The organism is Thermohalobaculum xanthum (assembly GCF_016623495.1).
Lineage (GTDB): Bacteria > Pseudomonadota > Alphaproteobacteria > Rhodobacterales > Rhodobacteraceae > Thermohalobaculum > Thermohalobaculum xanthum.
This window is the reverse complement of the sequence record NZ_JAEHHL010000006.1, coordinates 366460-389799: the sequence shown is the minus strand read 5'-3', so window position 1 is coordinate 389799 and position 23340 is coordinate 366460. Positions and strand designations below refer to the sequence as shown.

Annotated in this window: 22 protein-coding genes and 1 tRNA gene; 9 read left to right on the top strand and 14 right to left on the bottom strand. The window is 65.0% G+C overall.

The window, feature by feature from the left end; translation table 11 throughout:
- Positions 1 to 10: 10 nt before the first annotated feature.
- Together H0I76_RS11585 and H0I76_RS11580 are read right to left on the bottom strand one after the other, a co-directional pair.
- Complete coding sequence (locus H0I76_RS11585) at positions 11 to 970, bottom strand: 2-hydroxyacid dehydrogenase (RefSeq protein ID WP_200610019.1); 960 nt, start codon at positions 968 to 970, stop codon at positions 11 to 13.
- Between the two features lie 35 nt (positions 971 to 1005).
- Positions 1006 to 1977, bottom strand: coding sequence for a GlxA family transcriptional regulator (locus tag H0I76_RS11580; protein WP_200610018.1), 972 nt, complete (start codon positions 1975 to 1977; stop codon positions 1006 to 1008).
- A gap of 132 nt (positions 1978 to 2109) precedes the next feature.
- On the opposite strand from H0I76_RS11580, the gene H0I76_RS11575 reads away from it, so the two are divergent.
- The gene (locus tag H0I76_RS11575) at positions 2110 to 3657 is read left to right on the top strand and encodes a trimethylamine methyltransferase family protein (protein WP_200610017.1); all 1548 of its coding nucleotides are present in this window, start codon (positions 2110 to 2112) and stop codon (positions 3655 to 3657) included.
- 108 nt (positions 3658 to 3765) lie between these two features.
- Here the strand turns inward: H0I76_RS11575 and H0I76_RS11570 are convergent, their stop codons facing one another.
- A complete protein-coding gene (locus H0I76_RS11570) occupies positions 3766 to 3957 on the bottom strand; it encodes a hypothetical protein (RefSeq protein WP_200610016.1) in 192 nt (63 codons plus the stop codon).
- A gap of 142 nt (positions 3958 to 4099) precedes the next feature.
- Here H0I76_RS11570 and H0I76_RS11565 point away from each other — a divergent pair, with 142 nt between their 5' ends.
- Together H0I76_RS11565 and H0I76_RS11560 are read left to right on the top strand one after the other, a co-directional pair.
- Positions 4100 to 4825, top strand: a complete 726-nt coding sequence (locus H0I76_RS11565) for a Crp/Fnr family transcriptional regulator (protein ID WP_200610015.1) — start codon at positions 4100 to 4102, stop codon at positions 4823 to 4825.
- 113 nt (positions 4826 to 4938) lie between these two features.
- Entirely contained in the window at positions 4939 to 5721 is a 783-nt protein-coding gene (locus tag H0I76_RS11560) for a hypothetical protein (protein WP_200610014.1), read from the top strand.
- Between the two features lie 7 nt (positions 5722 to 5728).
- Here H0I76_RS11560 and H0I76_RS11555 read toward each other — a convergent pair whose 3' ends face one another.
- The 3 genes from H0I76_RS11555 to H0I76_RS11545 are packed head-to-tail and all read right to left on the bottom strand — an operon-like array spanning position 5729 to position 7753.
- Positions 5729 to 6214 carry a DUF2948 family protein gene (locus H0I76_RS11555; protein WP_200610013.1) on the bottom strand — a complete coding sequence of 162 codons (486 nt, stop codon included), beginning with the start codon at positions 6212 to 6214 and terminating at the stop codon, positions 5729 to 5731.
- Positions 6214 to 7485, bottom strand: coding sequence for a UDP-N-acetylglucosamine 1-carboxyvinyltransferase (gene murA, locus H0I76_RS11550; protein WP_200610012.1), 1272 nt, complete (start codon positions 7483 to 7485; stop codon positions 6214 to 6216). Before murA ends, H0I76_RS11555 begins: the two co-directional genes overlap by 1 nt.
- A 46-nt stretch (positions 7486 to 7531) precedes the next feature.
- The gene (locus tag H0I76_RS11545) at positions 7532 to 7753 is read right to left on the bottom strand and encodes a hypothetical protein (RefSeq protein WP_200610011.1); all 222 of its coding nucleotides are present in this window, start codon (positions 7751 to 7753) and stop codon (positions 7532 to 7534) included.
- A 127-nt stretch (positions 7754 to 7880) separates the two neighbouring features.
- Here H0I76_RS11545 and H0I76_RS11540 point away from each other — a divergent pair.
- The 6 genes from H0I76_RS11540 (at position 7881) to H0I76_RS11515 (ending at position 15878) form a co-directional block, all read left to right on the top strand.
- A tRNA-Thr gene (locus tag H0I76_RS11540) sits at positions 7881 to 7955 on the top strand.
- A gap of 329 nt (positions 7956 to 8284) precedes the next feature.
- Positions 8285 to 10423 carry a type I restriction endonuclease subunit R gene (locus tag H0I76_RS11535; RefSeq protein ID WP_200610010.1) on the top strand — a complete coding sequence of 713 codons (2139 nt, stop codon included), beginning with the start codon at positions 8285 to 8287 and terminating at the stop codon, positions 10421 to 10423.
- An 18-nt stretch (positions 10424 to 10441) separates the two neighbouring features.
- Positions 10442 to 12070 carry an HsdM family class I SAM-dependent methyltransferase gene (locus H0I76_RS11530; RefSeq protein ID WP_200610009.1) on the top strand — a complete coding sequence of 543 codons (1629 nt, stop codon included), beginning with the start codon at positions 10442 to 10444 and terminating at the stop codon, positions 12068 to 12070.
- A complete protein-coding gene (locus tag H0I76_RS11525) occupies positions 12067 to 13194 on the top strand; it encodes a restriction endonuclease subunit S (RefSeq protein WP_200610008.1) in 1128 nt (375 codons plus the stop codon). The genes H0I76_RS11530 and H0I76_RS11525 overlap by 4 nt, the downstream gene beginning before the upstream one ends.
- Positions 13191 to 13793 carry a hypothetical protein gene (locus tag H0I76_RS11520; protein WP_200610007.1) on the top strand — a complete coding sequence of 201 codons (603 nt, stop codon included), beginning with the start codon at positions 13191 to 13193 and terminating at the stop codon, positions 13791 to 13793. The genes H0I76_RS11525 and H0I76_RS11520 overlap by 4 nt, the downstream gene beginning before the upstream one ends.
- Before the next feature lie 96 nt (positions 13794 to 13889).
- Complete coding sequence (locus H0I76_RS11515) at positions 13890 to 15878, top strand: GmrSD restriction endonuclease domain-containing protein (protein WP_200610006.1); 1989 nt, start codon at positions 13890 to 13892, stop codon at positions 15876 to 15878.
- Between the two features lie 587 nt (positions 15879 to 16465).
- Here H0I76_RS11515 and H0I76_RS11510 read toward each other — a convergent pair.
- From H0I76_RS11510 to H0I76_RS11475, 8 genes are all read right to left on the bottom strand, one after another.
- Entirely contained in the window at positions 16466 to 16885 is a 420-nt protein-coding gene (locus H0I76_RS11510; protein WP_200610005.1) for a hypothetical protein, read from the bottom strand.
- 86 nt (positions 16886 to 16971) lie between these two features.
- Positions 16972 to 17640, bottom strand: a complete 669-nt coding sequence (locus H0I76_RS11505) for a hypothetical protein (RefSeq protein ID WP_200610004.1) — start codon at positions 17638 to 17640, stop codon at positions 16972 to 16974.
- Between the two features lie 14 nt (positions 17641 to 17654).
- A complete protein-coding gene (locus H0I76_RS19795) occupies positions 17655 to 17897 on the bottom strand; it encodes a helix-turn-helix domain-containing protein (RefSeq protein ID WP_200610003.1) in 243 nt (80 codons plus the stop codon).
- 75 nt (positions 17898 to 17972) lie between these two features.
- The gene (locus H0I76_RS11495; protein ID WP_200610002.1) at positions 17973 to 18587 is read right to left on the bottom strand and encodes a hypothetical protein; all 615 of its coding nucleotides are present in this window, start codon (positions 18585 to 18587) and stop codon (positions 17973 to 17975) included.
- A 45-nt stretch (positions 18588 to 18632) separates the two neighbouring features.
- Positions 18633 to 19856, bottom strand: coding sequence for a tyrosine-type recombinase/integrase (locus tag H0I76_RS11490; RefSeq protein WP_200610001.1), 1224 nt, complete (start codon positions 19854 to 19856; stop codon positions 18633 to 18635).
- Positions 19857 to 20191: 335 nt separating this feature from the next.
- On the bottom strand, positions 20192 to 21733 hold the full coding sequence (locus tag H0I76_RS11485; RefSeq protein ID WP_200610000.1) for a tripartite tricarboxylate transporter permease: 1542 nt from the start codon (positions 21731 to 21733) through the stop codon (positions 20192 to 20194).
- A gap of 10 nt (positions 21734 to 21743) precedes the next feature.
- Positions 21744 to 22175, bottom strand: a complete 432-nt coding sequence (locus H0I76_RS11480) for a tripartite tricarboxylate transporter TctB family protein (protein ID WP_200609999.1) — start codon at positions 22173 to 22175, stop codon at positions 21744 to 21746.
- A 115-nt stretch (positions 22176 to 22290) separates the two neighbouring features.
- Positions 22291 to 23283 carry a Bug family tripartite tricarboxylate transporter substrate binding protein gene (locus H0I76_RS11475; protein WP_200609998.1) on the bottom strand — a complete coding sequence of 331 codons (993 nt, stop codon included), beginning with the start codon at positions 23281 to 23283 and terminating at the stop codon, positions 22291 to 22293.
- Between the last annotated feature and the right edge of the window lie 57 nt (positions 23284 to 23340).

Here is a 23340-nt window from a genome sequence, read left to right as displayed (position 1 = left end):
CCAACGCCGTTCACACCACCCGGTTCGGCAGGTCGCGTCCCTCGAAATACGCCGTGAGGTTGGCGAGAACGGTCATGCCCATCGCCTCGCGCGTCTCGATGGTGGCGCTGCCCAGATGCGGCAGCAGGCAGACATTGCGCATCGAGGTGAGCGCCTCGGCGACCTTCGGCTCGCGCTCGAAGACGTCGAGCCCCGCGCCACCGAGATGGCCGGAGCGGAGCGACGCGACCAGCGCCGCCTCGTCGATGATGTCGCCGCGCGCCGAGTTCACGAGGATGGCGCCCTTCTTCATCGCGGCAAGGCGCTCGGCATTGATGAGATGCACGTTCTCGCCCCCGCCCGGGCAGTGCAGCGAGACGAAGTCGGAGACGGCTAGAACCTCCTCGACCGTGCCAAGCTGCTCGGCCGGCACGCCGGCGTCGGAGACCGGGAAGGCATCGTAGAACACGATCCTCATATCGAGCGCATGGTAGCAGCGCTTGGCCATCGCCTTGCCGATCCGCCCCATGCCGATGATACCCAGGGTCTTGCCCTGCGGGCTGGTCCCCATCAGCTGGGTGGGACGCCAGCCGGTCCATTCGCCGGCGCGCAGCATCGTCTCGCCCTCGTAGGTGCGACGCGCGACGTTGAGCAGAAGCGTGAGCGCGATGTCGGCGGTCGCGTCGGTCAGCACGCCCGGCGTGTTGGTCACGGCCAGCGAGGCCTTGCGCGCCGCCTCGGTGTCGATGTTGTTGAAGCCCACGCCAAACTGGGCGATCAGCCTGGCGCGCTTGGGCGCGGCCATCACCGCGGCATCGACGCGGTCGGTGACGGTCGTGCAGACTGCGTCGTAGTCGTCGAAGGCGGCGCGCAGTTCGTCCTGCGTCAACGCGACATCGGCTTCGTTCAGCGTCACGTCAAAGCGGGCCTTGAGCTCGGCCTCGACCCGATCGGGCCATTTCCGGGTGCAGATCACGCGCGGCTTCGCCATTCCTTCGACTCCTCCCTGTGGTCCTGCGGCACCGTTCACTCGCGGGTCGCGCGGCGCCTTTCGTCACTGGGTCGGATACCATAATGTTTCTGGTATGCCATGGCGAAATGCGAACTCGACGAGAATCCTGTGAGCACACCGATCTCGAGCGTCGAGAGATTCGTGTGGACCAGCAGCTCGCGCGCCTTCTCGAGCCGGATGCCGCGATAGAACTGCGCGGGGCTGACGTCGAGATGTGCCTGGAACATCCGCTCCATGCGCCGCAGGTTCAGGCCCGAGAGATCGGCGATCTCGTCCATTCTGAGCGGCGTCTCGATGTTGCCTAGCATCAGGTTCACGGCGTTTTGCAACGTGCCGGGCAGCGTTTCGAGCCGGTCGAGCGCGCCCGGGCGCTGGTGGATCGCCGAGTTGCGGATGCGGTCGACCTGGAACTGGTTGCCGACCGAGCGTGCAAGCCCGGGGCCGTAATCCTGCTCGATCATCTGCAGCATCATGTCCATGCCGGTGATCCCGCCCGAGCCCGTCCACCGGCCGCGGTCGATGACGAAGAGACCGGGTCCGCAATCGATCTCGGGGAAGGCCTCCTCGAAGGCGGGCTGGAACTCCCAGTGCACGGTGCAGCGATAGCCGTCGAGCAGCCCTGCCCGCGCCAGAACGAAGGTGCCGGCCGAGAGCGAGCCCAGCACGACCCCCGCCCGTGCGGCGCGCACCAGCGTCGTGTTGATGCGCGCGCGGTTCGGCGGATCGGTGTCGAGCCCCGCGCACACGAAGATCGCGAAGAGCCCGTCGAGCGCGCCGCCAAGCTGGGCGAGGCTCATTTCCGGCGCGATGGTAATCCCGTTCGACGCCCGCACCGGCCCGCCATCATCGGTCACCAGCTTCCAGGCATAGGCTTCCTTGCCGAGGAGCCGGTTCGCCCCGCGAAGCGGCTCGATCGCCGAGACCAGCGACAGACTCGAAAAATCACGCACCACCAGGAAAGCGATGGTCTTTGGGCCCGGCTGCATACATCCCTCCGCCTCGTCGGCCGCAGCCCGCAGTGAGTCGCGACCGGCCGATGGTCGCGATTGTCGCGTTTCTGGCGCACTTCGCGACACCGTTTGCGGCATTCTCCGTCGGAATCCGCCGAGGAGAGTCCGATGACGATCAGCACCACCATCCGCCGCGGGGGACGGCGACGGGGACGCGGCGACGCCGCTGCAAGCAGCCTCGCCCAGCCGGCATGGCAGCACGTGACCAACCCGTACCAGCCGATGGCGCTGTTCTCGCGCGAGGAGCTCGACCAGATCGACGCGACCTCGATGCGGATTCTCGAGGAGCTGGGCATCGAGCTGATGAGCCCGCGCGCCTGCGACGTGCTCGAGCGCGCCGGGGCCGAGGTCGACCGCTCGACGCAGACGGTGCGCATGGATCGCGGCCTGGTCGCCGAGCTGGTCGCCAAGGCGCCAACCGAGTTCACCCTGACCCCGCGCGACCCGGGCCGCGCGGTGCGGATCGGCGGCAACTCGGTCGTCACCACGCTGGTGGCTGGGCCTCCGGCGGTGCATGACCGGATCAATGGCCGCCGGGCCTCGAACCTCGCGGACTACCGCAACTTCATCCGGCTGACGCAGAGCTTCAACGCGATCCACATGATCGGCAACCAGGTCGCGGCCCCGATCGAGCTGGCCGCGAACAACCGGCATCTGGACTGCTACCTGGCGAACCTCACCCTCTCGGACCGCAGTTATCACTGCACCTCGATCGGACGAGGCCGCGCGCTCGACGGGATCGAGATGATGGCGATCTCGCGCGGCATGACGGCCGAGGAGATGATCGGCGACCCGGCGGTGACGACGATCATCTCGGTCAACTCGCCGCGGCGCTTCGACGACGCGATGGCGGACGGGCTGATGGCCATGGCCGAGTACGGCCAGTCGGTCTGCGTCACCCCGTTCACGCTGATGGGCGCCATGACCCCGGTCACGCTGCCCGCGGCACTGGCGCAGCAGAACGCCGAAGCGCTATTCGGCATCGCGCTGGTGCAGGCCGTGCGGCCCGGCTGCCCGGTGATCTACGGCGCCTTCACCTCGAATGTCGACATGAAGTCGGGCGCCCCCGCCTTCGGGACACCCGAGAACGCCAAGGCCAACATCGCCAGCGGGCAGCTGGCGCGGCGCTACGGGCTGCCCTACCGGGCGACGCCGTCCAACGCCTCGAACGCGGCCGATGCGCAGGCCGTGTGGGAGACGATGATGTCGCTCTGGGGCTGCGTGCTGGGCGGGTGCAACCTGCTCTACCACTCGGCAGGCTGGCTCGAAGGGGGCCTGTGCGCGAGCTACGAGAAGCTCGTGATGGATGTCGAGATGCTGGAGATGATGTTCGCCTTTCTCGAGCCGACCAAGGTCGACGAGGCATCGCTGGGCTTCGACGCCATTGCGCGCGTGCCCACGGGCGGCCACTTCTTCGGCGACCCGCATACGATGGCGCGCTACCAGACCGCCTTCCACGCGCCCATGCTCTCGAACTGGCAGAACCACGAGGCCTGGGTCGCGGCAGGTGCCGAGGATGCGACCACACGTGCCACCGGGCTGTGGCAGAAGGCGCTGGCGGAGTACGAGGAGCCCGCGATGGATCCCGCGATCCGCGAGGCGCTCGACGCCTATGTCGCCCGGCGCAAGGAGGAGATCGGCGCGGGCGAGCCCTGAGCGCGCCCGCCCGAACGCCGGCCCTTTCACACGTGAAATACGGCCTAAGCTTCTGAAATAAAGATATTTACAGGCTCGCTCCGGGACGCGCGGGTGCATGCGTGACGCCTACATGCGGGGACCGCCCTTTGCCATCTCGCGCAGGAGGTCGCGCACCGTGCGCCAGAACTCCACGGCATCCGGCTCGTCGTGGCGCAGCAGCTCGGCGATCCGCAACTCGACCTCGTGCACCGCCGCGGCACCGAACCGCTCGGACATGCGGGTTGCAGCGGCGAGGATATTTGGATCCGTCTTTTCCAAGGTCGGCGGCCCGGCTCAGCGTTGGCTCCGAATCGAGTTTCCCGTTACGGTTGGAGGCTGTCGTTGACCAATGTTAAGCGCGAGAGACAGGGCTTTTTGAGGCCCACACACGCGTCCCGCCGACGAGGATTGAACAACTGCGATGAGCCGATCTGACCACGCCCCGCGGATTGCCGGCTGTCCGCTTTGCCCGCTCACGGCCGACCGCGAGAAGCGCGAGCTCAGCGCCGACGGGGTGAGATACGTCCTGAGCTTCCGGCGCGAACGCGAGATCGATGCCGGCGACCTGCTCTACCGCCAGGGCGATCCGTGCGAGGGGATCTACTGCATCCTCGACGGGTTGCTGGGCGAGCGGCGCGTGGATGCCGAGGGCCATTCGACCCTGATCCGTCTTGACCATCCCGGGGCAACCCTTGGCTACGACGAGCTGGTGACGGAAGCGAGCCACCGCAACTCGGCCGAGGCCCTGAGAAAAAGCCATGTCTGCTTCCTGCCGAAATCGGTTGTCCGCGAACTGCTGGACCGCAACCCGACGCTGGGCGAGCGCCTCGTGCGGCAACTCATGCGCAACCTCGCGGAGACCGAGGACAACTACGTCATCGCCATGAACCAGGGGGTTCGCGCGCGCCTGCTGCATGTGCTGCTGGCCCTTTACGAACGGTATGGCAGCTACGGGGAGGCCGAGGGCCACGCCGTGGACCTGCCGCTGGCGCGGCAGGACCTGGCATCGCTGATCGGCACGGCGCCCGAGTCCATCTCGAGAACGATCCGCGATCTCCAGCGGGACCGGCTGGTCCGTTTTGACGGCAGGAAGGCGTATCTTTCCAACCTCGACGCCATCTACAGCGAGGTGAACGACCTCGGGTAGGGCCGTGCCGCGGGCCGGCCTTGGCAGGCGATGCGCGCCAGCTGATCGCCCCGTCCGGATGTCGGGCGCCCGCAGATCAGATCCGATCGATTGCCCTGCCGGAGGTGATTTCGATGCCGCTCGTGATTTTTCCGCTTCTGCTCGTGGCGCTGTTCTGGACGCAGCCCGCCGCGGCGCAATCCTGCACCGAAATCCGTTTCGCGCGCGGCGCAAGCTCGGCCGACATCACCGGCGCGGCGCCCGCCGACGGGGTGCTCTGCTACAGCTTCGCGACCGGCGCGGGACAGCAGGCACAGGTCCGGGTGCTGGAGGGGCGCAACACCGCCTTCTCGATCGAGGGGCTCGCGGACGCGCGGGACGACCTCGCCTTCCGCACCGAGGCGAAGACCTATCGGATGCGCGTGTTCCAGCTGATGCGCGCGGCGCGCGACGAGCCCTTCCGCATCCGGGTGAGTGTCACCGGCGACGCGGCGGGCGGCGGCGCAGCATGGCGCAGCCTGGGAGGCGGCGGCACCGCGACCGCGCAGGGCCAGGCGCGGGACGGCAGGACGGAGGCGACGTTCCAGTGCCGCGCGGGCGGGCTTGCGCGCGTGACGATGCAGATCCATGGCGAACCGCCCGCGGGCCTGCCGAAGCGCGACGGCGAGAGCGCCGGCGTCGTCATCGAGATCGAGGGCCGCGCCGGCCCGCGCCGCTTCGAGACGGTGCTGACCCGGCATGACGGCAACGACCAGTGGTGGGATGCGGTCGACGCCTTCGGCAGCGATTTCCTCGATGCCTTCGCCGCCGGGCGCACGATGCTGCTGCGGGGCGCGGGCGGGGCGGAAGTGGCCCGGTTCGACCTGAGCGGCAGCGCGAAGGCGCGCCGCGCGATGCAGGCGACATGCAGGTTCTGACGGTGGCTCAGCGGTCGTGATCAGGCGCCCCGGCCGCGACGGCCTGCCAGGGGCGGGTAAGGTCCTCGAGGCTCGCGTCGAGGCATTCGACCTCGGCCGCCAGTTCGGCCCCGCCGGCGAGGCGCGCGACGATGCGGCCCGAGCAATCCTCGCCCGGCTCGAAATCGAGCGCGAGCAGCGCGTAGACGGCCTCGCGGTCGGCAGGGCTGATACCCCGCGCCTTCACCGCCATCACGCCGTCGAGCGTGAGCGCGGTGCGCACGCGCTCGAAGGGCCGCCGGGCACCGCGAGCCCTCGCCGCATCCTCCCAGCGAAAACGGTTCATCAGCACGACGAGGCGGCGCTTCTTCGGCAGCCAGGCAACATCGCCGACCTTGCCGACGGCATCCTGCACCAGCGCCGAGACGATCTGGAGGTCGTCGGCGGTCTCGGCCCTCAGCCGCAGCGGCCGGTCGGAAAGGGGCGCATCCTCGAAACGGGCGTCATCGGTCATCAGTCGGACTCCGTCACACGTTCGATCAGCGCCCCGCAGGCGCCGAGCTTCTCCTCGACCCGCTCGTAGCCCCGGTCGAGATGGTAGACGCGGCTCACCACGGTCTCGCCCTCGGCGGCGAGGCCGGCCAGGATCAGGCTGACCGAGGCGCGCAGGTCGGTCGCCATCACCGGCGCGCCGCGCAGCCCCTCGACCCCGTGGATATGGGCGGTGCCGCCATGGACCTCGATCCGTGCGCCCATGCGGCCGAGTTCGGGGACGTGCATGAAGCGGTTCTCGAAGATGTGCTCCTCGATCACGCTCTCGCCGGTGGCAAGCGTCAGCATCGCCATCATCTGTGCCTGCAGGTCGGTGGGGAAGCCCGGGAACGGCTCGGTCACCACGCGCAGCGGCCGGATCACGCCGTTGCGGCGGGCCACGCGCAGGCCGCCCTCTACCTCGTCGACGGCGATGTCGGCCTCCTCGAGCTTGTCCGCGAGCGCCGAGACGAGCCCGCGCTCGCCGCCCTTGAGCGTGACGGCGCCTCCCGCGATCACGGGGGCGATCATGTAGGTGCCAAGCTCGACCCGGTCGGGCAGCACGCGGTGGGTGGCACCGCCCAGCGCCTCGACGCCCTCGATCCGGATCTCGGAACTGCCCTCGCCCTCGATCGCCGCACCCATGGCCCGAAGGCAGCGGGCGAGATCCACGATCTCGGGCTCGCGCGCGGCGTTCCTGAGCACGGTGGTGCCCTTGGCCAGCGTGGCCGCCATCAGCAGGTTCTCGGTCGCCCCGACCGAGACGAGGGGGAACTCGACCACCGCGCCGCGCAGGCCGCCCGGCGCCGCGGCGGTGACGTAGCCGTCGGCGAGCTCGAGTTGCGCGCCCATCTTCTCGAGGCCCGAGAGGTGCAGGTCGACCGGCCGCGCACCGATGGCGCAGCCGCCCGGCAGCGAGACCCGCGCCCTGCCAAGGCGCGCGAGAAGCGGCCCCAGCACCAGGATCGAGGCGCGCATCTTGCGCACGATGTCGTAATGGGCGGTGTCGGAATCGAGCGTCGCGCCCGAGAGCGCCAGCACCCGGCCCGCCTGCAGGCCCGCGACCTCGCAGCCCAGCGAGGCGAGCAGCTCGGACATGGTGCGGATGTCCGCGAGCCGCGGCGCGTTGGTCAGCGTCAGCGGCTGATCGGTCAGCAGCGCCGCCGGCATCAGCGCGAGGCAGGCGTTCTTCGCCCCCGAGATCGCGATCTCGCCCGACAACGGGCGCCCGCCCTGAACCCGGATCCTGTCCATGCCTGCCCCTCTTCCGCCGCCCTTGCGCAGGCGGCCATTGATGATGTCAGCTCCCGGCGCCGCCCGCGCCGTCGTCCCCGGCCTCGCCGTCCGTCGTGGCTCGCGCCGGCGCGCCGTCGTCGTCAGCCGCCTTGCGGGCACGGGCCTGCGCCTTTCGCAGGCGGAGATTGCGGCGCAGCGCGCCCGCAAGCCGCGCCGCCTTGTCGGAGGCGCCCGCCTTGCCCGTCTGCGGCCCGCGGCCGCCGGTGTCGTCTCCACGTCGCGTCATGGCAGAGCGCGATGTAATCGTCTTTCGCCGGCAGGTCCAGATTGGGCTTGCATTCAGGGGCCATGCTGGTATCAGTCGCCCCGCACCGGGGCGGGCCCGTCCCGCCGGCACGGCGCACATGACCGGCGCTGCTGTAGCTCAGTGGTAGAGCACTCCCTTGGTAAGGGAGAGGTCGTCAGTTCAATCCTGACCAGCAGCACCATTTTTCCAAACCATAACAAGACACTACGGCGGACGCCCTGCCGTCGATTTCTCCCTTGGGTCACACCGGGGTCACACGCCGCGGAAGGTGAACGCGTTCGAGGGGCCAAGCTGTGGCTCTCCATTTCACGCAACCTCCCGCCTCTTCACCGCTCTCGCGACCTCCGCCAGTGTCTCCACCAACAGCTTCGTGCTTCGCACCATCTTGCCTTCCGCCTCGCGAGATGCCCAATTGTGGCCTCAGATTTTTGGTGAAGATCTCATGCAGTCCGATCCAGTCATCACCCAGCGGCGCCGCCGGCTCACCAATGCTTTTTAGTTCGAGAACCAATGTCGAAGAACGAGGCCTTCTCCCGAGCGAAGATCGACGCGCTCTTGTCGGACGTGGGTTGGAACACGACAGACGGGCGATCCGTCCTTTTCGAGTATCATCTCCCCGATGGCACGCGGGCCGACTACGTGCTCTTTGATCGGCGCGGACTTCCGGTCGCTGTGATCGAAGCCAAGAAGATGTCGACGGCCGCTATCACCGCACAGGATCAAGGGCGGCATTACGCGAAACAGCTCGGCATCCCTTTCGTTTTTCTCTCGAACGGAGAAGAGATCCGCTTTCTCGATGCCGACGTCGACGCGCATTCGCGCGAGATCGCCAGCTTCTTCTCCCAAGAGGACCTTGAGAGGCGGATGGCGACCCGGACTGTCCGGCGAGATCTGACGTCGGTGGACACGGATAGATCTATCGTCGAGCGCGACTACCAAGTCGAGTGTATCGATACGCTCTGCCGCGAGATCACCCACGGCAGGCGCAAGCTGCTGGTCGAGATGGCAACCGGCACGGGCAAGACGCGGACCGCCGCCGCATTGATAAAACGGCTGTTTGAGGCCGGGCATGTCACCAGGGTGCTCTTCCTCGTCGATCGCATCACGCTGGCCTCGCAGACCCTCGATGCCTTCACCGATCACCTTCGCGGCTATCCCTCCTACATCCTGCGAGGCGGCCGCCAGTTCGACCACGCAAAGCGTGTCACCATCTCGACGCTGCAGACGATGGTGAACGAATATGACCAGCTCTCGTCAGGCTATTTCGATCTCGTGATCACCGACGAATGCCACCGCTCAATCTACGGTCAGTGGAGTGGCGTTCTGCGCCACTTCGACGGCATCCAGATTGGCCTGACAGCCACGCCCTGCACCGTCGATGCCAAGGACCTGCCCGATCCCGAGGACGGCCTGTTCGTCCGCGACACGCTGCGCTTCTTCGAGGTCGACAAACCCACCTTCAGCTACAACCTGCACCAGGCGATCACCGACGGGCACCTCGTCCCCTACCGGATCTACAAGGCGAAGACCGTGAAGACGGCGGCCGAGGGTGGCTTCGAGGTCAAGCGTGGCGAGCTTGACTGGACGGCGATGGATGCCCAGACCAAGGCTGAGTTCGAGGAGCTCTTTGACGGTGGCGACACGATCGTCGTCGACCCCAATTCGCTGGAGCGCCGCTTCACTATCCCCGAGCGCAATCGCGCGATGGTGCGTGAGTTTCGCGACGTTATCGACAATGGCTATTGCGGCTCGGACGGGGTGAAGCGCCTCCCCCAGAAGGGCAAGACCATCGTCTTCGCGGTCAACAAGCGGCATGCCGAGACGCTGGCGACGATGTTTGACCAGCACTTCGCCGATCTAAAGCCGCACTCGACGACCAGATACGCGGATTTCGTCGTCAGTGATCTCGGCGGCGGGCCGACACCCGACGCACAGACCATCATCAAGCGCTTCAAGGACGACGAGTTCCCCAAGATCCTCGTCAGCGTCAACATGCTCGACACGGGCTTCGATTGCCCCGAGGTCGTCAACCTCGTCATGGCGCGCTTCACCAAGAGCGCAATCCTCTACCAGCAGATGCGTGGACGCGGCACGAGAAAGGCCGAGCACATCGGCAAGGCCGGCTTCACGATGTTCGACTTCGTGGGCGTGAGCGACTTCCACGGCGACGACGACGAGACGATCCCCGGCGGCTTCGTCATCACCACGAAGCCCGCCTCCGGCACCCCGACATCGCGGTCGCTTCTCACGCTCGACGTCCACGACCACATCGACCCGGCTTCGCGCGATTGGGTCACGCTCGATGCCGACGGCCGCATCGTGCGCACGACCGAACATGACGCGCGAGCCGCACAGCTTGGACTGCGCTTCGAGGCTTGGTTTGAAACCCGAGCCCTGAGTGCCGAGCAGGAGCGCTGGGTGCGCATGATCAAAAACCGCATCGAGGCCGACGCAACCGAGATCGACGGCTTTTGGGATTACGACCTGGACGAGCACCCCTTCGACCGAATGGGTGGCTGCGACCAAGCGCTGCGGGTCTTCGGCGGGCAATCGGCCCTTGATGACCTACTCGGCAGCCTGAATGTTGCCGTCTTCGGCCCCGATGGAGACAGCGGAAAGGCCGACAAGAAAGACCAACCTCGCACATAAGAAACGAGACCCGAGCAGATGCCCCTGACACCAGATCTCCGCCGCAGTATCGACCAGATCCGCGATTACCTCTACGCGGGAGGCTATCCGAACCCGGCTCAGAACGCCGAGCAGCTCAGCTTCCTGATCTTCTTCTACATGTTCGAGGCGACGGACGCGGCCCGAGTGCGCGGCGCGAAACGGCCGGGGGCCGCGCCCTACGCCAGCGCCTTCGAGGGCGACTGGCAATTGAGGAACCCGCTCAATGCCCGTGACCGAGGCGCCGAGACGGTGCCGAAGGACCTGCTGCGCTGGTCGTCATGGGCAAACGCACTTAACGGCGAACGACTAGTGTCCTGGGTCCGGGAGGAGGTGTTCCCCTTCTATGCCGAGATCGCGGCGCAGGGTGTCACCAACTTCATGGAGGGCGCGCGGCTAGTGCTCGATGAGCCGACGGTGCTCTCTCAGACGCTAACGCGCGTGAGCGAGTTGCACCTCGAGCAGATGGACGCCGACACAAAGGGCGATCTGTTCGAGCACGTGCTGCGCCAGATCAAGCAGGCGGGCGAGTTGGGCCAGTTCCGCACGCCGCGCCATGTCATCCGTACCATTGTGCATCTGGTCGATCCCCGGCTCGGCGAAACGGTTTATGACCCCGCCGCCGGCACGGCGGGCTTCCTGGTCGCCGCCTACGACCACATCCGACTGGTGAACTCGTCGCCCGATGCGATCGAGGAGGCAGTAGTCGACGGCAAGCCGATGCAGCGCGGCGCAGGCGACCGGCTGAGCCGCGAGGCTGCCCGCCAGCTCCACGAGGCAACCTTTTACGGCAACGACGTGGACCCGCAGATGGTGCGCCTTGCCACCATGAACCTGAGCCTGCGTGGCCTCGACCGCGTGCGCATCCTGCGCCGCGACGCGCTGACCCGAACGCTCGACCGCCAGCAGAAGATCGAGATGGGCCTGCCGCCCGAGGGGTTCGACGTTGTCCTGGCGAACCCGCCCTTCTCCGGGCGGCTCGACAAAGACCGGATCGTCGACGACGTGAAGGTCGGCACGACGACCCAGACCGAGCTTCTGTTCCTGCAATACATGCTGAACCAACTGAAGCCAGGCGGGCGCTGCGGCGTGGTGGTGCCCGAAGGCGTTCTGTTCGGCTCGACCGGCGCGCACAAGGAACTGCGGCGCAAGCTGATCGAGAACAACACCGTCGAGGCCGTGCTGTCGCTGCCGGGCGGCGTGTTCCAGCCCTATTCGGGGGTAAAGACCTCGATCCTCGTCTTCCGCAAGGGCGGCGAGACCGGGCGGGTCATGTTCCTCCATGCCGACAATGACGGCTACAAGCTCGACGCAAACCACGACCAGCCGATCGAGGCTGACGACCTGCCGGGCCTGGTCGCCGCGTTCAATAGCCGCGAGGAGCTGTGGGAGGACTGGCAGGCCCGCGACCAAGAGGCCGAGTGGACCGAGAACTGGTGGTTCGCCGATGCCGAGACAATCCGCGCCGCCGACTTCAACCTCAGCGCCGGGCGGCATCGCCCACAGAGCCGCGCACAAGTCCAGCACCGCGATCCGCAGGAGATCCTCGACGAACTGCGCGCGATCGAGCGCGAGCTGATGGAGGAACTGGACGAGTTGGCGGATGCCGTGCGGGAGACGGTGGCATGAGGGAGCAAGTCGCGCTCGGAGATGTCGCCACTGTTATCGCAGGACAATCGCCTCCAGGAGACACCTACAACGAGGCTGGCGAAGGTCTGCCTTTCTTTCAGGGCAAGGCGGAATTTGGCGACGTCCACCCCGTCGTGCGCAAATGGTGCTCTCGGCCGAACAAGGTCGCCGAAGCCGGCGACATTTTGATTTCAGTTCGTGCGCCTGTGGGACCCACGAATGTTGCCCAAGAGCGATGCTGCATCGGACGAGGGCTTGCCGCTATTCGCGTCAACGAAGCGAATGCCCTGCGCGATTATGTGCATTGGGGTATTCGCTTCAAGGAACCCGAATTGGTTGCCAAAGGACAGGGCAGCACGTTCGCCGCAATATCGCAGCGGGATCTCAGGTCGATCCAACTACCACTCCCTTCGCTCGACGAGCAGCGGAGGATTGTCGACATCCTGAACCGGGCGGCGAGTATCGAGCGGCTGCGCGCCGAGGCCCGCGAGAAACTCCGCGGCTTCATCCCCGCCCTCTTCATCAGGATGTTCGGCGACCCCGTCGAGAACCCAATGGGCTGGGAGGTGCGGCCGTTGGGGGAACTCTGCAGCATTGAGCGAAATTTCTCTATCCCAGATGTCGACACAGAAGGGGATGAGTTGTGCATAGGACCGGACAGCATTGAAAAAGAGAGCGGTAGGTGGCTCCAACGATCTACAGTTGAGGAAGTCAGACCTATAAGCGGAAAATACCACTTCGAGAGCGGCGATGTTCTTTATTCAAAAATTCGACCCGCCTTAAGAAAGTGCGTCATCGCTGACTTCTCCGGCTACTGCAGCGCCGATATGTATCCTCTGACTTGCACTCGGGATGCGATCCCGGAGTTTCTCTACGCCCTCCTACTTAGCGACGGTTTCTCGGATTATGCCGTAAAGAGTTCGACTAGAGCTCAGATGCCAAAAGTTAACCGTCGGAGCCTTTTTTCGTATCCGGCTATCTGTCCGCCCCTCGCCCTCCAAACTTGCTTCGCCGAGATCGTCACGACGGCGCGCGCTATCGCCGCCACGGCCGAAACGGCCTCGACCACCGCCTCGGCCCTCAGCGCGTCGCTGATGGCGCGGCTGTTCAGGGAGGCCGCATGAGTGCTCTTACAGACTGGATCTCGGCGGCGGCATCGATAGCTTCTGCCGGAGCCGTGATCTGGGGGCTCCGCTTCGCCAAGGATCAGCTAAGCATCTGGAAGACCGAGGCTAGGGATCGCCGGCAAGCGGAAGTTGCCGAAGAACTTTGGGCCGCTGCAATGATTGCCAAGGATGTATTGGATAGCTTGCGGTCACCCCTTGAAAAGGTTCCCCAAGAAGAGGCGAACAACCCATCTTACATTTATCATCGACGTTGGTCTCGTATGGTTGAGAGGAACGACGCGTTCCAGAATTTGCGCCATGCTCAGATCAGGGCAAAGGCTGTCTTACGGAACGACGCAGTGGAGAGCGCCGTCGACATCTTATTTTCATCACGCAGCGCTCTTTTGCACTCGTTTGAGACGCTTGCCGAACTCACCAGTCTAGACCGCAAAATGGACGCCGACGAACGTGATCTAGCAGTAAAGCATCGAAGAAGGATCTACGGACGCGGGGACGAAGGAGAGCAACTAGATCAGGAGCTTGCTGAGGCCGTCACCACGCTCGAAAAGGAGCTCGGTCCGATTGTCCGCCTTGAAGTGATAAAGACGAAACGCTGATGTTTGCATTTTCGCTGGCCAAGTTAATTATGCCGACCGAGCCTGGTCATTTGCGGGATCATCGTTCTGGATGAGCACTTTTAAACGGGAGCAGAGATGAAGATCTCCACCATCCTCGACCATATCGACAATGGCCACATGGCGCTGCCCGAGTTCCAACGCGGGTATGTCTGGGGCCGCGAGCAGGTCAGAGGTCTGTTCACGTCGCTCTACAAGCGGCACCCAGTCGGCGGTCTTCTGGTCTGGGCCACCGAGGCGAAGTCTGCGAAATATCGTGGTGACGGCACGCTCGCCCCTGGCGTCGTCAAGCTTCTGCTCGATGGCCAGCAGCGCATGACCTCGCTCTATGGCGTAGCCCGCGGAAAGCCGCCCACATTCTTCGATGGCAACGCACAAGCGTTCACGGGCCTGCGCTTCCACCTCGAGGATAAGAGCTTCGAGTTCTGGCAGCCGGTGAAAATGCGCGACGATCCGCTCTGGATCGACGTATCAGAACTGATCGTCTCCGGCCAGGCAGGCAGCGAGAAGCTGATCGAGGAGTTAAGCCAGCGACCGGAGATCGGCATGAAGGCGGTGAAATATTCGAGCCGCATCTCGCGCCTGCTCGGCATTCTCGACATCGACCTCCATGTTGAGGAGGTGACCGGCGAGGACAAGACGCTCGATGTTGTCGTCGACATATTCAACAAAGTGAACAGCGGCGGCACGAAGCTCTCCAAGGGTGACTTGGCGCTGGCGAAGATTTGCGCTGAGTGGCCGGAAGCTCGGAACCAGATGAAGACCCGCTTGGCGGCATGGCAAAAGGCGGGCTACGATTTTAATCTCGACTGGCTCCTGCGCAGTGTGAACACGGTTCTGACCGGCGAGGCGAAGTTCTCATACCTCGAAGACCAGCCGCCGGAGGCTGTGCAAGAGGCGCTCTTCAAGGCCACCAAGCACATCGATAAATGCCTCAACCTGATCGACGGCCGTCTTGGCCTCGACCATGCGCGCGTGTTCTTTGGCCGTTTCGCGGTGCCGGTCATGGTGCGGTTCCTTGAATTGCAGGGCGGATCGCTCGATGAGACGGAACGCGACAAGCTTCTTTTCTGGTTCGCGCAAGCAGGCATGTGGGGGCGCTACTCCGGTTCAACGGAAAGCTTCATTGATCGCGATCTTGAGTGTCTTGAGGGGGCGAACGGCAGTCTCGACGCGCTCCTCGAGGAGCTTCGCCTCTGGCATGGCGGGCTCAGGATCGAGCCGGGCCACTTCCGCGGCTGGAGCCTTGGCGCACGCTTCTATCCGGTGCTCTACATGCTCACTCGGATGGGCGAGGCGCGCGACTGGGGCACGGGCATTCCGCTACGGCAGGGGATGCTTGGCAAGATGAGCAACCTGGAGGTCCACCACATCTTCCCGAAGGCCCAGCTTTACAAGCGCGACCACAGCAGGGCAGCGGTCAACGCCATCGCCAATTTCTGCCTCCTCACCAAAGACACGAACCTCTCGATCAGTGATCGGCTGCCCGAAACCTACTTCCCAGAGGTAGAGAAGAAGCATCCCGGCGCGCTTGCGTCGCAGTGGATACCGATGGACGAGGACCTCTGGCGGGCTGATCGCTACGAGGATTTCCTCGAGGCACGGCGCGAACTGCTGGCGGAGGAGGCGAACCGGCGCTTTTCTGCCCTCCTGCATGGAGAGGACCACTGGCTGGCCGAGAATGCACGCCACGCTTCTGAGGAGACCCCGGTGGTTGTCGGCGGCATATCGGGGATCGAGGAGGAAGAGGAGCTTCTCGCCGTGAATACGTGGATCGAGGAGCTGGGCCTTAAAGGCGGAGAGCTCTCTTATGATCATGCGGACGAAACGACCGGCGAGCAGGTCGCCGTGTTCGACCTAGTTTGGCCAAAAGGTATTCGCGAGGGCCTGACCGAGCCCGTGGCGCTGCTCCTCAACGAAGGGGAGCGAACGCTGGAGATCGCGAATGCTGCCGGCTTGAGGTGCTTTACCAGCTCGGACGCATTCAAGTCCTACGTCATGCAAGAGGTGATTGCAGACGGTGCCTTGGCTGGGGCTTTCGGCAGCGCCGCAACCGAACACGCCTAACTTTGACGAGCTCTCATGCCCCGGCTAGTAGGGGCTTTACTTGTAAGACGGTTGACGACATCGAAGCGTTTGTAGTCAGGAACAGTGCTGGGAGATGGGGGGAGGGGAAAAATCCGAGCTTGTCTTGGCGAGCCCCCCTCTGCCCCGCGGATTTTTTACGGAAACCTGAGAGGCCGTCGCTCGTCATTCAGCCCATCACGAGCGGGATGGCAACATCATCTTGGAGTGACCGCCACTTGCTGCCCTTCGCCACGTCAGTCCTTCTGCTTTCCAGCCCCAATCGGCTACCTGCTCGAAAACGTATCGTCTACAGCCGCCAAACCGAATGACCGCCGGTGCACAGATTGCTCAAGTGCTCAAGCGCATCGCCGATGCTTTAAAAACAACTAAGATGATGAATATCAAATGTTTATGCATATCTCCGTCTCGTGGCAGCCTCGCGATATTCGGGCGAGCGCTCGCGGTATTATAATACCCCACCCTCACTCGATCCGGATGGATGCTTTCAGCGCTCAACTCCACGAAGAGAAGTGCCCATCAGGCAGTTGTTCACGTGCGCATTTCACGCTCACCGAGAATGACGCGGGCTATCGCCAGAGCGGTCGGCCGTAGCGCTCGTCAAGCATCGCGATAAAGTTCTCCTCGACCTTTTGCCAGCATTGCGAAGCCCGCCCTCGGGCCGCGGCATCCGTGCAGGACATCTCGACAATGTACCGCACAGCAGGGCGCGCGACGCTCAACTGCTTCGCATCATGGTGCTCCCAGGGGACTTCAACTGAGAGAGCATCCATAGCTTCATCGATGACAGGCTTTAGCCTGAAGTCGTCCGCGTCGTTAAGGCATCGGAGGAGGTCGATGAACGCCCTCGCGGCGCGCACCCTGTGGCCGACCTGACCGGACGCGATCGCCCGCATGAATGCCCGGACAAGCAAGGCAAGGGCGTCGGCGACATCCCCCTCACCAGCCGGCTCCATGACACGCCCACCGAAATCATCATTGCTGGTCATTTTCCCTCCCGACGCACTCTTGGCGAAAGCTGATTACAGAACCACGGATCATCCGCAGGGCGCTGATTGACGACGACCCCATGAACTCAGCACTCTGCGCCAACAGCAGCGCTCGTCGCGCGGACGCATCCAGAAGCTGCACGCTCCCCACACCCCTCTGGTAGATAAGGATGTCTGCGTTCTGCAGTTGCGACGTTGTCGATATTCGGCGTGTTCATCTGCGAATTGCGGTCAGGCCATCCCGCATTCTGCAGTTCGGAGGCACGAGATTGATCTGCATCTTGCGGTCGGGTTTCTGAATTTCCGAAGCCGCCCTTTCCCTTCGGGTTGTTCGCCTTCGCTCTTTGGACCGGAAAATCTCGACCCGGGCGCCATGAGCGATAGAGCTTCCTTCCCTCGATGGCGCCGGGCAGGGCCAGTTCGGTGATTTCATACTCGTTGCCCCGCGCCTCGCCCTCCGACCCAAGCGAGGAGACCTTCGTCACATGCAAGAAACCCTTCGCCTGTAGATCGCAGAACGCTCTCCTTGCTGTTCCGGGATCGCACCCCACTGCCTGAGCGGCCTGGCGAACACTGAAGCGGATCTTGCCGTTGTTGTTGCTACTCGGTCCATGCCACTCGAGCTTGATCCACGGATAAAGAGACTGCGCGGCGGTTGAGAGTGCCCGCCAAGCAGGCTCCTCCATGGTGGAGCGCAGCATCTTTGCAAAATGCTCGTTGAACTCCGTCCTGCCCTTCCGATTTTTCCGTGCCATCAAGCGCCTCCACCTCAGGCTGCGTGTGACGAGGCCTCAAGCGCCTCCAAGAGATGCTTTCCCCGATACAGTGGGCGACCGCCGTCCCAGAGCCTCGTGACCCGAGGGCCCTTCCCTTCCCGGCGCCACCGCTCGAGGGTGCGCCGCGTCACGCGAAGAAGAGCGGCCACTTCGTCGGTCGTGTAGAGGCAGTCATCGGCAATGCGGTGACGCGGATCGATGCGCGGCGGAGCAAACTGTGAAGGCTTGGTGATCATGGTAGAACATCTCCTCATCAGGTGATGTCCCCATCAACCATGCAGACCGGCTTACGAAACAGGAGGGTTTAGGAACTATCCCGAGTTCGAAAGCGCGATGCTGACGATCATGGCCCGGCATTTACCGATCGCATCCGACAGATCCGTGTGGCCTTCCGCCAAGCGCTCGAGCGTGTCGTGGTACCGCTGCTTCCTCGAAACAGAACCATCTGCGCTCTCGTCGCCTTCCTCTAGCCACTTGTGGCGCCAGTTCTTCAGGCTTGTTTTCGAGGTGGTGATGCCTCCTTCGTTCAACGCATCCACAACCATCGTTGCCGCATCTCGCCGTGCCATTCCCAGCTCGGCGAGCAAAGTCTCCCACGCCAAGGCCAAGGTGCGGATCTGCAACGCGTTACCATCGTATCGCGGGCGGCCAACGCCAGCACGGCGAGACCGGTCGCGAACGACTTCGTTGCTCAGCTTCGCCATGAGCTGATGCAGCGGATCGGCCAAATTGGGAAAATCACGAAACACTGCCGAGTTGGTCAGCAAATGCTGGCAGACGACGCCAAGCGCATTGGCCCAATTCGCGAGCATTTGAGGCGTGGCTTTGATAGTAAAATCACGCGGAACGTCCGCGTCTTCATCTGGCAATGGGAAGCCGTTCAGAGCGTATAGTTTCTCGGCGAGTTCGCGATAGGGATCGTTCATATATTCCTCTGGGAGCCGCGGGGCTTCGTCCTGACGATCTGCCATTCAGGCCCCCACCACGGATCTGATGTGATCTTCCCATCGGACCTGCGCCTCACATCTCTTTTCCCAAAGGTTGGAGAAGTCATAGAGGCGCACGAGGTCCTGACGCTTGTGACCGATCATGAGTTCCGCGACAGCCTCCTCGACGCCGAGCGTAGAGAGCCCGGTGCGGTAGGTTCTGCGGAGACCATGCAAGCAGAGCTGCTCGTCGCCAAAGGCTTTGCGCGCCGGCGTGAGCAGCTTCGACCAGCCTGAGATCGGCCGCAAGTTCCGGCCGGGGAAAACCAGTGACGCTCCGGCAAGCCGCGGCTGCGCCTCCATGAGCGCGAGAGAGAGCGGGCCTAGTGGCACAGAATGGTCCGCGCCGGTCTTTGTGATCCTCGCCGGAATATCCCATCTGTCGTCATGGATTTGATCCCATTCGACAAGGCTCGTCTCCGTCCGCCTCTGCCCGGTCAAGAGCATGAAACGCACCAGATCGCGGCGAACGGGATCAGAGATGGCTCCCAGAGCATCCCAAAGCCGCCTGATCTCATCCGCCCCGGTCGCAACCCAGCGCCGCCGGGCGAGCCTCTCCGCTCGCGTGGAGCGCGGTCTGCGATACCCGGCCATCGGAGAGGCTGTGATCGCGCCCCGGCTGACCAACCAGCTGAGGAAGGTCGCTGCGGTCTTCCGAAAATATTCCGCAGCCCCCACCCTGCCGGTCGCCTCGAGCCGCTCGATCTCAGCCACGATCATCGTCCGTGTGAGATCGCTGGGCGCAAGCCGACCATCAAGGCCACGCCGCAGGGTTGTCATCATGTCCGACCGCTTCACCACTTCCCGGCGTCGAAGCTCTTTCTCGTAGTCATCCAGGTGATCGCTGAGGTTCTTCCCAGCGCTGGCGTCGGTTGGATCAACACCCGCCCTCGCCTCGGCGATGATCCGGCGCGCTTCCTCGCGTGCGTCAGCGAGCCTCCAGAGCTGTGCGCCGCCGATCTGGACCCGCACACTTCTGGCACCTCGCCCGCGTCCTACCCGTGTCCGGACATAGTAGGTCTTTGCGCCGCCGGGCGAGACCCTGAGCACGAAGCCGGGAAGGCTCGCATCAGGGATCTCGTAACGCTCAGTTCCTGGTTTCGCCGTCTCGACCGCCCGCTGTGTCAGCGTCCTCCCCCGATCCTTTGCCTTGGGGGCGTCGACCTCCCCGGCCTTTCCAAGAGGGATGATATCCGCGGTTCTGTTCAACTTCCCGCCTCACGCCTGGGGTCACACTGGGGTCACACATCAGCACGATAGCGCCGCCGTGTCATGTCGGCGAGTGTCGCATAAATTCTATTGTTTGCAACGCCATGTGTCGCTGCAAAGGCGGGATATGTCGCACGAAGCGGTCCATGAGCACTCTCTTGGTAAGGGAGAGGTCGTCAGTTCAATCCTGACCAGCAGCACCATTTTTCCCGACCGAATGCCAGTTCGCAGCCTCCGGGTCTGCCCTGCATGCGTTCTGCGCGGCTTGCGACGCCGGCCCGGACGAGAACGGGCGGCCACTGGCCGCCCGCCCTGTTGTCGCGCGGAGAGGCCGGTCAGTCGCTGACCGCGCCTTCCTCGTCCTTGCGGCGGCCCATCCGGGCGCGCAGCACCTTGCCGAAGATGATCGGCAGCACGAAGCCCACGATCGAGACGGTCCACAGCCCGATCGACAGCGGCGAGGCGAAGAGCGTGGTCCAGTCGCCGTCCGAGATGGTCATGGCGCGGCGCAGGTTGGCCTCCATCAGGTTGCCCAGCAGCACGCCGAGGATCACCGGCACCAGCGGCACGTCGAGCTTGCGCAGCAGCCAGCCGAGCACGCCGAACACCACCATCACCAGCAGGTCGAAGGTCGAGCCCGAGATGCCATAGATGCCGACGAAGGAGACCATCGCCACGATCGGCATCAGGATCCGCGGCGGCACCAGCAGGACGCGCACGAATAGGCCGACCATGGGGATGTTCATCGCCAGCAGCATGAGGTTGCCGATGAACAGCGCCGCGATCAGGCCCCAGACGACGTCGGGGTTCTGGGTGAACAGGAGCGGCCCCGGCGTGATGTTGAGCGCGAGCAGCATGGCGAGCAGCACGGCCGTCGTGCCCGAGCCCGGCACGCCCAGCGCCAGCATCGGCACCAGCGCGCCGCCCGCGGCCGCGTTGTTGCCGGCCTCGGGCGCGGCCACGCCGCGCGGGTCGCCGGTGCCGAAGGTGCCCTCGCGGTCGACCAGCTTCTTCTCCATCGAGTAGGCCAGGAACGAGCCGAGCGAGGCGCCCGCCCCCGGCAGGACGCCGGCGATGAAGCCGAGCAGCGAGGTGCGCAGCATGGTCGGCGTGCAGCGCGCGATCAGCCGGCCCGAGGGGACGATGCGGCCGATGCCTGCCCCGGTGTCCTTGCCCTCGACCGAGGCCTCGCCCCGATGCTCGAGGAAGATGAAGACCTCGGAGAGCGCAAAGAGCCCGACGATGGCGACGAGGAAGTCGATCCCGTCATAGAGATGCACCTCGCCGAAGGAGAAGCGCGGCACTCCGGTCTGCCCGTCGACACCGACCATGGCGATGCCGAGGCCGAGCGCCGCGGCGAAGGCCGCCTTTGCCTGGTTGCGCGAGGCGATGCCGCCAAGCGTGGCGAACGCCAGCACGAAAAGGGCGAAATACTCGGCCGGGCCGAACAGCAGTGCGACCTTCACCAGCTGAGGCGCGAGGAATACGAGACCCCAGGTGGCGAGGAAGGCGCCGACGAAGGACGCGACGCCCGAAAGCGCCAGCGCCTCGCCGCCCCGGCCCTGCTGCGCCATGGGATAGCCGTCGAGGGTCGTCATCAGCGCCGGCTCGTCGCCGGGGATGTTGAGCAGGATCGACGAGATCCGCCCCCCATACATCGCCCCGTAATAGACCGAGGTGAGCAGGATCATCGCCTCGGTCGGGCCGAGGCCGAGGGTGAAGGCGAGCGGGATCAGGATGGCCACGCCGTTCGAGGGTCCGAGCCCCGGCAGCGCGCCCATCACGGTGCCGAGGAAGCAGCCGACCAGCGCGAGGAAGAGGTTCTGCCAGGTCAGCGCGACGGCAAACCCGTCGGCGAGCGATGCGAGTGCGTCCATGGCCGCCTCCTCAGAAACCGAGCGGGCCCTTGGCCAGCGACAGGCCAAGGATCAGGTGAAACACGGTGTAGATGCCAAGCGAGGTCAGGACGCCCGTCACCACCGCCCAGAGCGGCCTTGTGCCGAGCCGCCAGGTCAGGACCGCCGAGGCCGCGGCCGTGGCGATTACGAAGCCGAGATCGGGCAAGAGGAGCGCGTAGGCGACCATCACCGCGACGGCGCCCGCGATCTCGGCAAGGCGCCCGAGCGGCGGCCAGTGCGGCTCGGCGTCGGGCCGGATCAGCACGACGAGGCTGGCGAGCCCCAGCACCGCCCCGATGATCATCGGGAACTTGCGCGGCCCCACCGGGTCCGAGATGAAGCTGAGCTCGATCTGCGTCGCGCCCCAGATGAAGAAGGCGGCGAGCAGGAGCCCTATGCCGCCAAAGATGCGGTCGCTCATTGGTCCGTTTCCTCCTGCGGTCGCGCGCTCTCCGGCGCCGTGCCGCTCGTGGTCGTTGATCTTGCGGCGGCCGCGGTGGCGGCCGCCGGCTTTCCGGGCCCGTCGCGGACCCGGGTTACTTGATCAGGCCGATCTCGCGCGACAGCTGCTCGATCGAGGCGATCGAGTCGGCCACGAAGGCCTCGAACTCGGCGCCGCGCAGGTCGAGCGGCGCGAGACCGTTCTGCGCCATGACCTGCTTCCACTCGGCCGAATCGTAGACCTTGCCGATCTGCTCGACCCAGAAGCCATAGGCGTCGTCCGACATGCCGCCCGGCCCGTAGAAGCCGCGCCAGTTGGCGCCGATCGCGTCGATGCCCTGCTCGCGCGCAGTCGGGAAACTGGCGAAATCGCCCTCGAGCCGCTCGGGCGCGAGCACCGCGATCACCTTGATGTCACCCGAGTCGACGAAGCCCTTGGCCTCGGAGGCGTCGCCGGTAAAGGCCTGCACCGAGCCGGCAAGAAGCTGCGTCACCGCCTCGCCGCCGCCATCGAAGGCGACGTACTTGATGGTCCGCAGGTCCTCGATCCCGGCCTTGTCGGCGGCGATCAGCACCTTGAGGTGGTCCCAGCCGCCGACCGCCGAGCCGCCGGCGATCGAGACCGAGCGCGGATCCGTCTTGATCTTCTCCATGAGCTCGGGAAGCGTGTTGACCTCGCTGTCCTTGGCGACAGCGATGATGCCGTAATCGGCACCGACCGAGCCGAGCCAGCGCACCTGGTCGCGTGTATTGCCGGGATAGGCGCCCTGCGCGAGGCGGGTCGCGGTCGCGGTCGAGGCGGCGACGATCAGGTTGTTCTCGTCGTTGCGCTTGTTGACCACCTCGGCGAAGGCCACGCCGCCGCCGCCGCCCGCGAGGTTGCTGACCTGCATCGTGCCGGGAATGAGCCCGAGATCCTGCAGCGTCTTGCCGACCTGGCGGCAGGTGAAGTCCCAGCCGCCGCCGGGGTTCGCGGGGGCGATGCATTCGGTCGCGGTCGGCTCGAAGGCGAGCGCGGGCGCGGCGAGGCCGGAGAGCGCCAGGACCGCCGCCGTCGCGAGACGCCGGACCGGGGTTGATACGAGCATGTCTTTTCCTCCCGAAAGAATGTCATTGCGGCCGCCGGACGACTCGCGCGAGCCGGG

Bases quoted from the DNA above. Each gene is read 5' to 3' on its own strand.
- H0I76_RS11575 (WP_200610017.1), top strand. From the start codon at position 2,110: ATGACGATCAGCACCACCATCCGCCGCGGGGGACGGCGACGGGGACGC.
- murA (WP_200610012.1), bottom strand. From the start codon at position 7,485: ATGGACAGGATCCGGGTTCAGGGCGGGCGCCCGTTGTCGGGCGAGATC.
- H0I76_RS11555 (WP_200610013.1), bottom strand. From the start codon at position 6,214: ATGACCGATGACGCCCGTTTCGAGGATGCGCCCCTTTCCGACCGGCCG.
- H0I76_RS11475 (WP_200609998.1), bottom strand. From the start codon at position 23,283: ATGCTCGTATCAACCCCGGTCCGGCGTCTCGCGACGGCGGCGGTCCTG.
- H0I76_RS11580 (WP_200610018.1), bottom strand. From the start codon at position 1,977: ATGCAGCCGGGCCCAAAGACCATCGCTTTCCTGGTGGTGCGTGATTTT.
- H0I76_RS11525 (WP_200610008.1), top strand. From the start codon at position 12,067: ATGAGGGAGCAAGTCGCGCTCGGAGATGTCGCCACTGTTATCGCAGGA.
- H0I76_RS11560 (WP_200610014.1), top strand. From the start codon at position 4,939: ATGCCGCTCGTGATTTTTCCGCTTCTGCTCGTGGCGCTGTTCTGGACG.
- H0I76_RS11495 (WP_200610002.1), bottom strand. From the start codon at position 18,587: ATGAACGATCCCTATCGCGAACTCGCCGAGAAACTATACGCTCTGAAC.
- H0I76_RS11510 (WP_200610005.1), bottom strand. From the start codon at position 16,885: ATGACCAGCAATGATGATTTCGGTGGGCGTGTCATGGAGCCGGCTGGT.
- H0I76_RS11520 (WP_200610007.1), top strand. From the start codon at position 13,191: ATGAGTGCTCTTACAGACTGGATCTCGGCGGCGGCATCGATAGCTTCT.
- H0I76_RS11535 (WP_200610010.1), top strand. From the start codon at position 8,285: ATGTCGAAGAACGAGGCCTTCTCCCGAGCGAAGATCGACGCGCTCTTG.
- H0I76_RS11585 (WP_200610019.1), bottom strand. From the start codon at position 970: ATGGCGAAGCCGCGCGTGATCTGCACCCGGAAATGGCCCGATCGGGTC.
- H0I76_RS11485 (WP_200610000.1), bottom strand. From the start codon at position 21,733: ATGGACGCACTCGCATCGCTCGCCGACGGGTTTGCCGTCGCGCTGACC.
- H0I76_RS11515 (WP_200610006.1), top strand. From the start codon at position 13,890: ATGAAGATCTCCACCATCCTCGACCATATCGACAATGGCCACATGGCG.
- H0I76_RS11505 (WP_200610004.1), bottom strand. From the start codon at position 17,640: ATGGCACGGAAAAATCGGAAGGGCAGGACGGAGTTCAACGAGCATTTT.
- H0I76_RS19795 (WP_200610003.1), bottom strand. From the start codon at position 17,897: ATGATCACCAAGCCTTCACAGTTTGCTCCGCCGCGCATCGATCCGCGT.
- H0I76_RS11565 (WP_200610015.1), top strand. From the start codon at position 4,100: ATGAGCCGATCTGACCACGCCCCGCGGATTGCCGGCTGTCCGCTTTGC.
- H0I76_RS11545 (WP_200610011.1), bottom strand. From the start codon at position 7,753: ATGACGCGACGTGGAGACGACACCGGCGGCCGCGGGCCGCAGACGGGC.
- H0I76_RS11530 (WP_200610009.1), top strand. From the start codon at position 10,442: ATGCCCCTGACACCAGATCTCCGCCGCAGTATCGACCAGATCCGCGAT.
- H0I76_RS11480 (WP_200609999.1), bottom strand. From the start codon at position 22,175: ATGAGCGACCGCATCTTTGGCGGCATAGGGCTCCTGCTCGCCGCCTTC.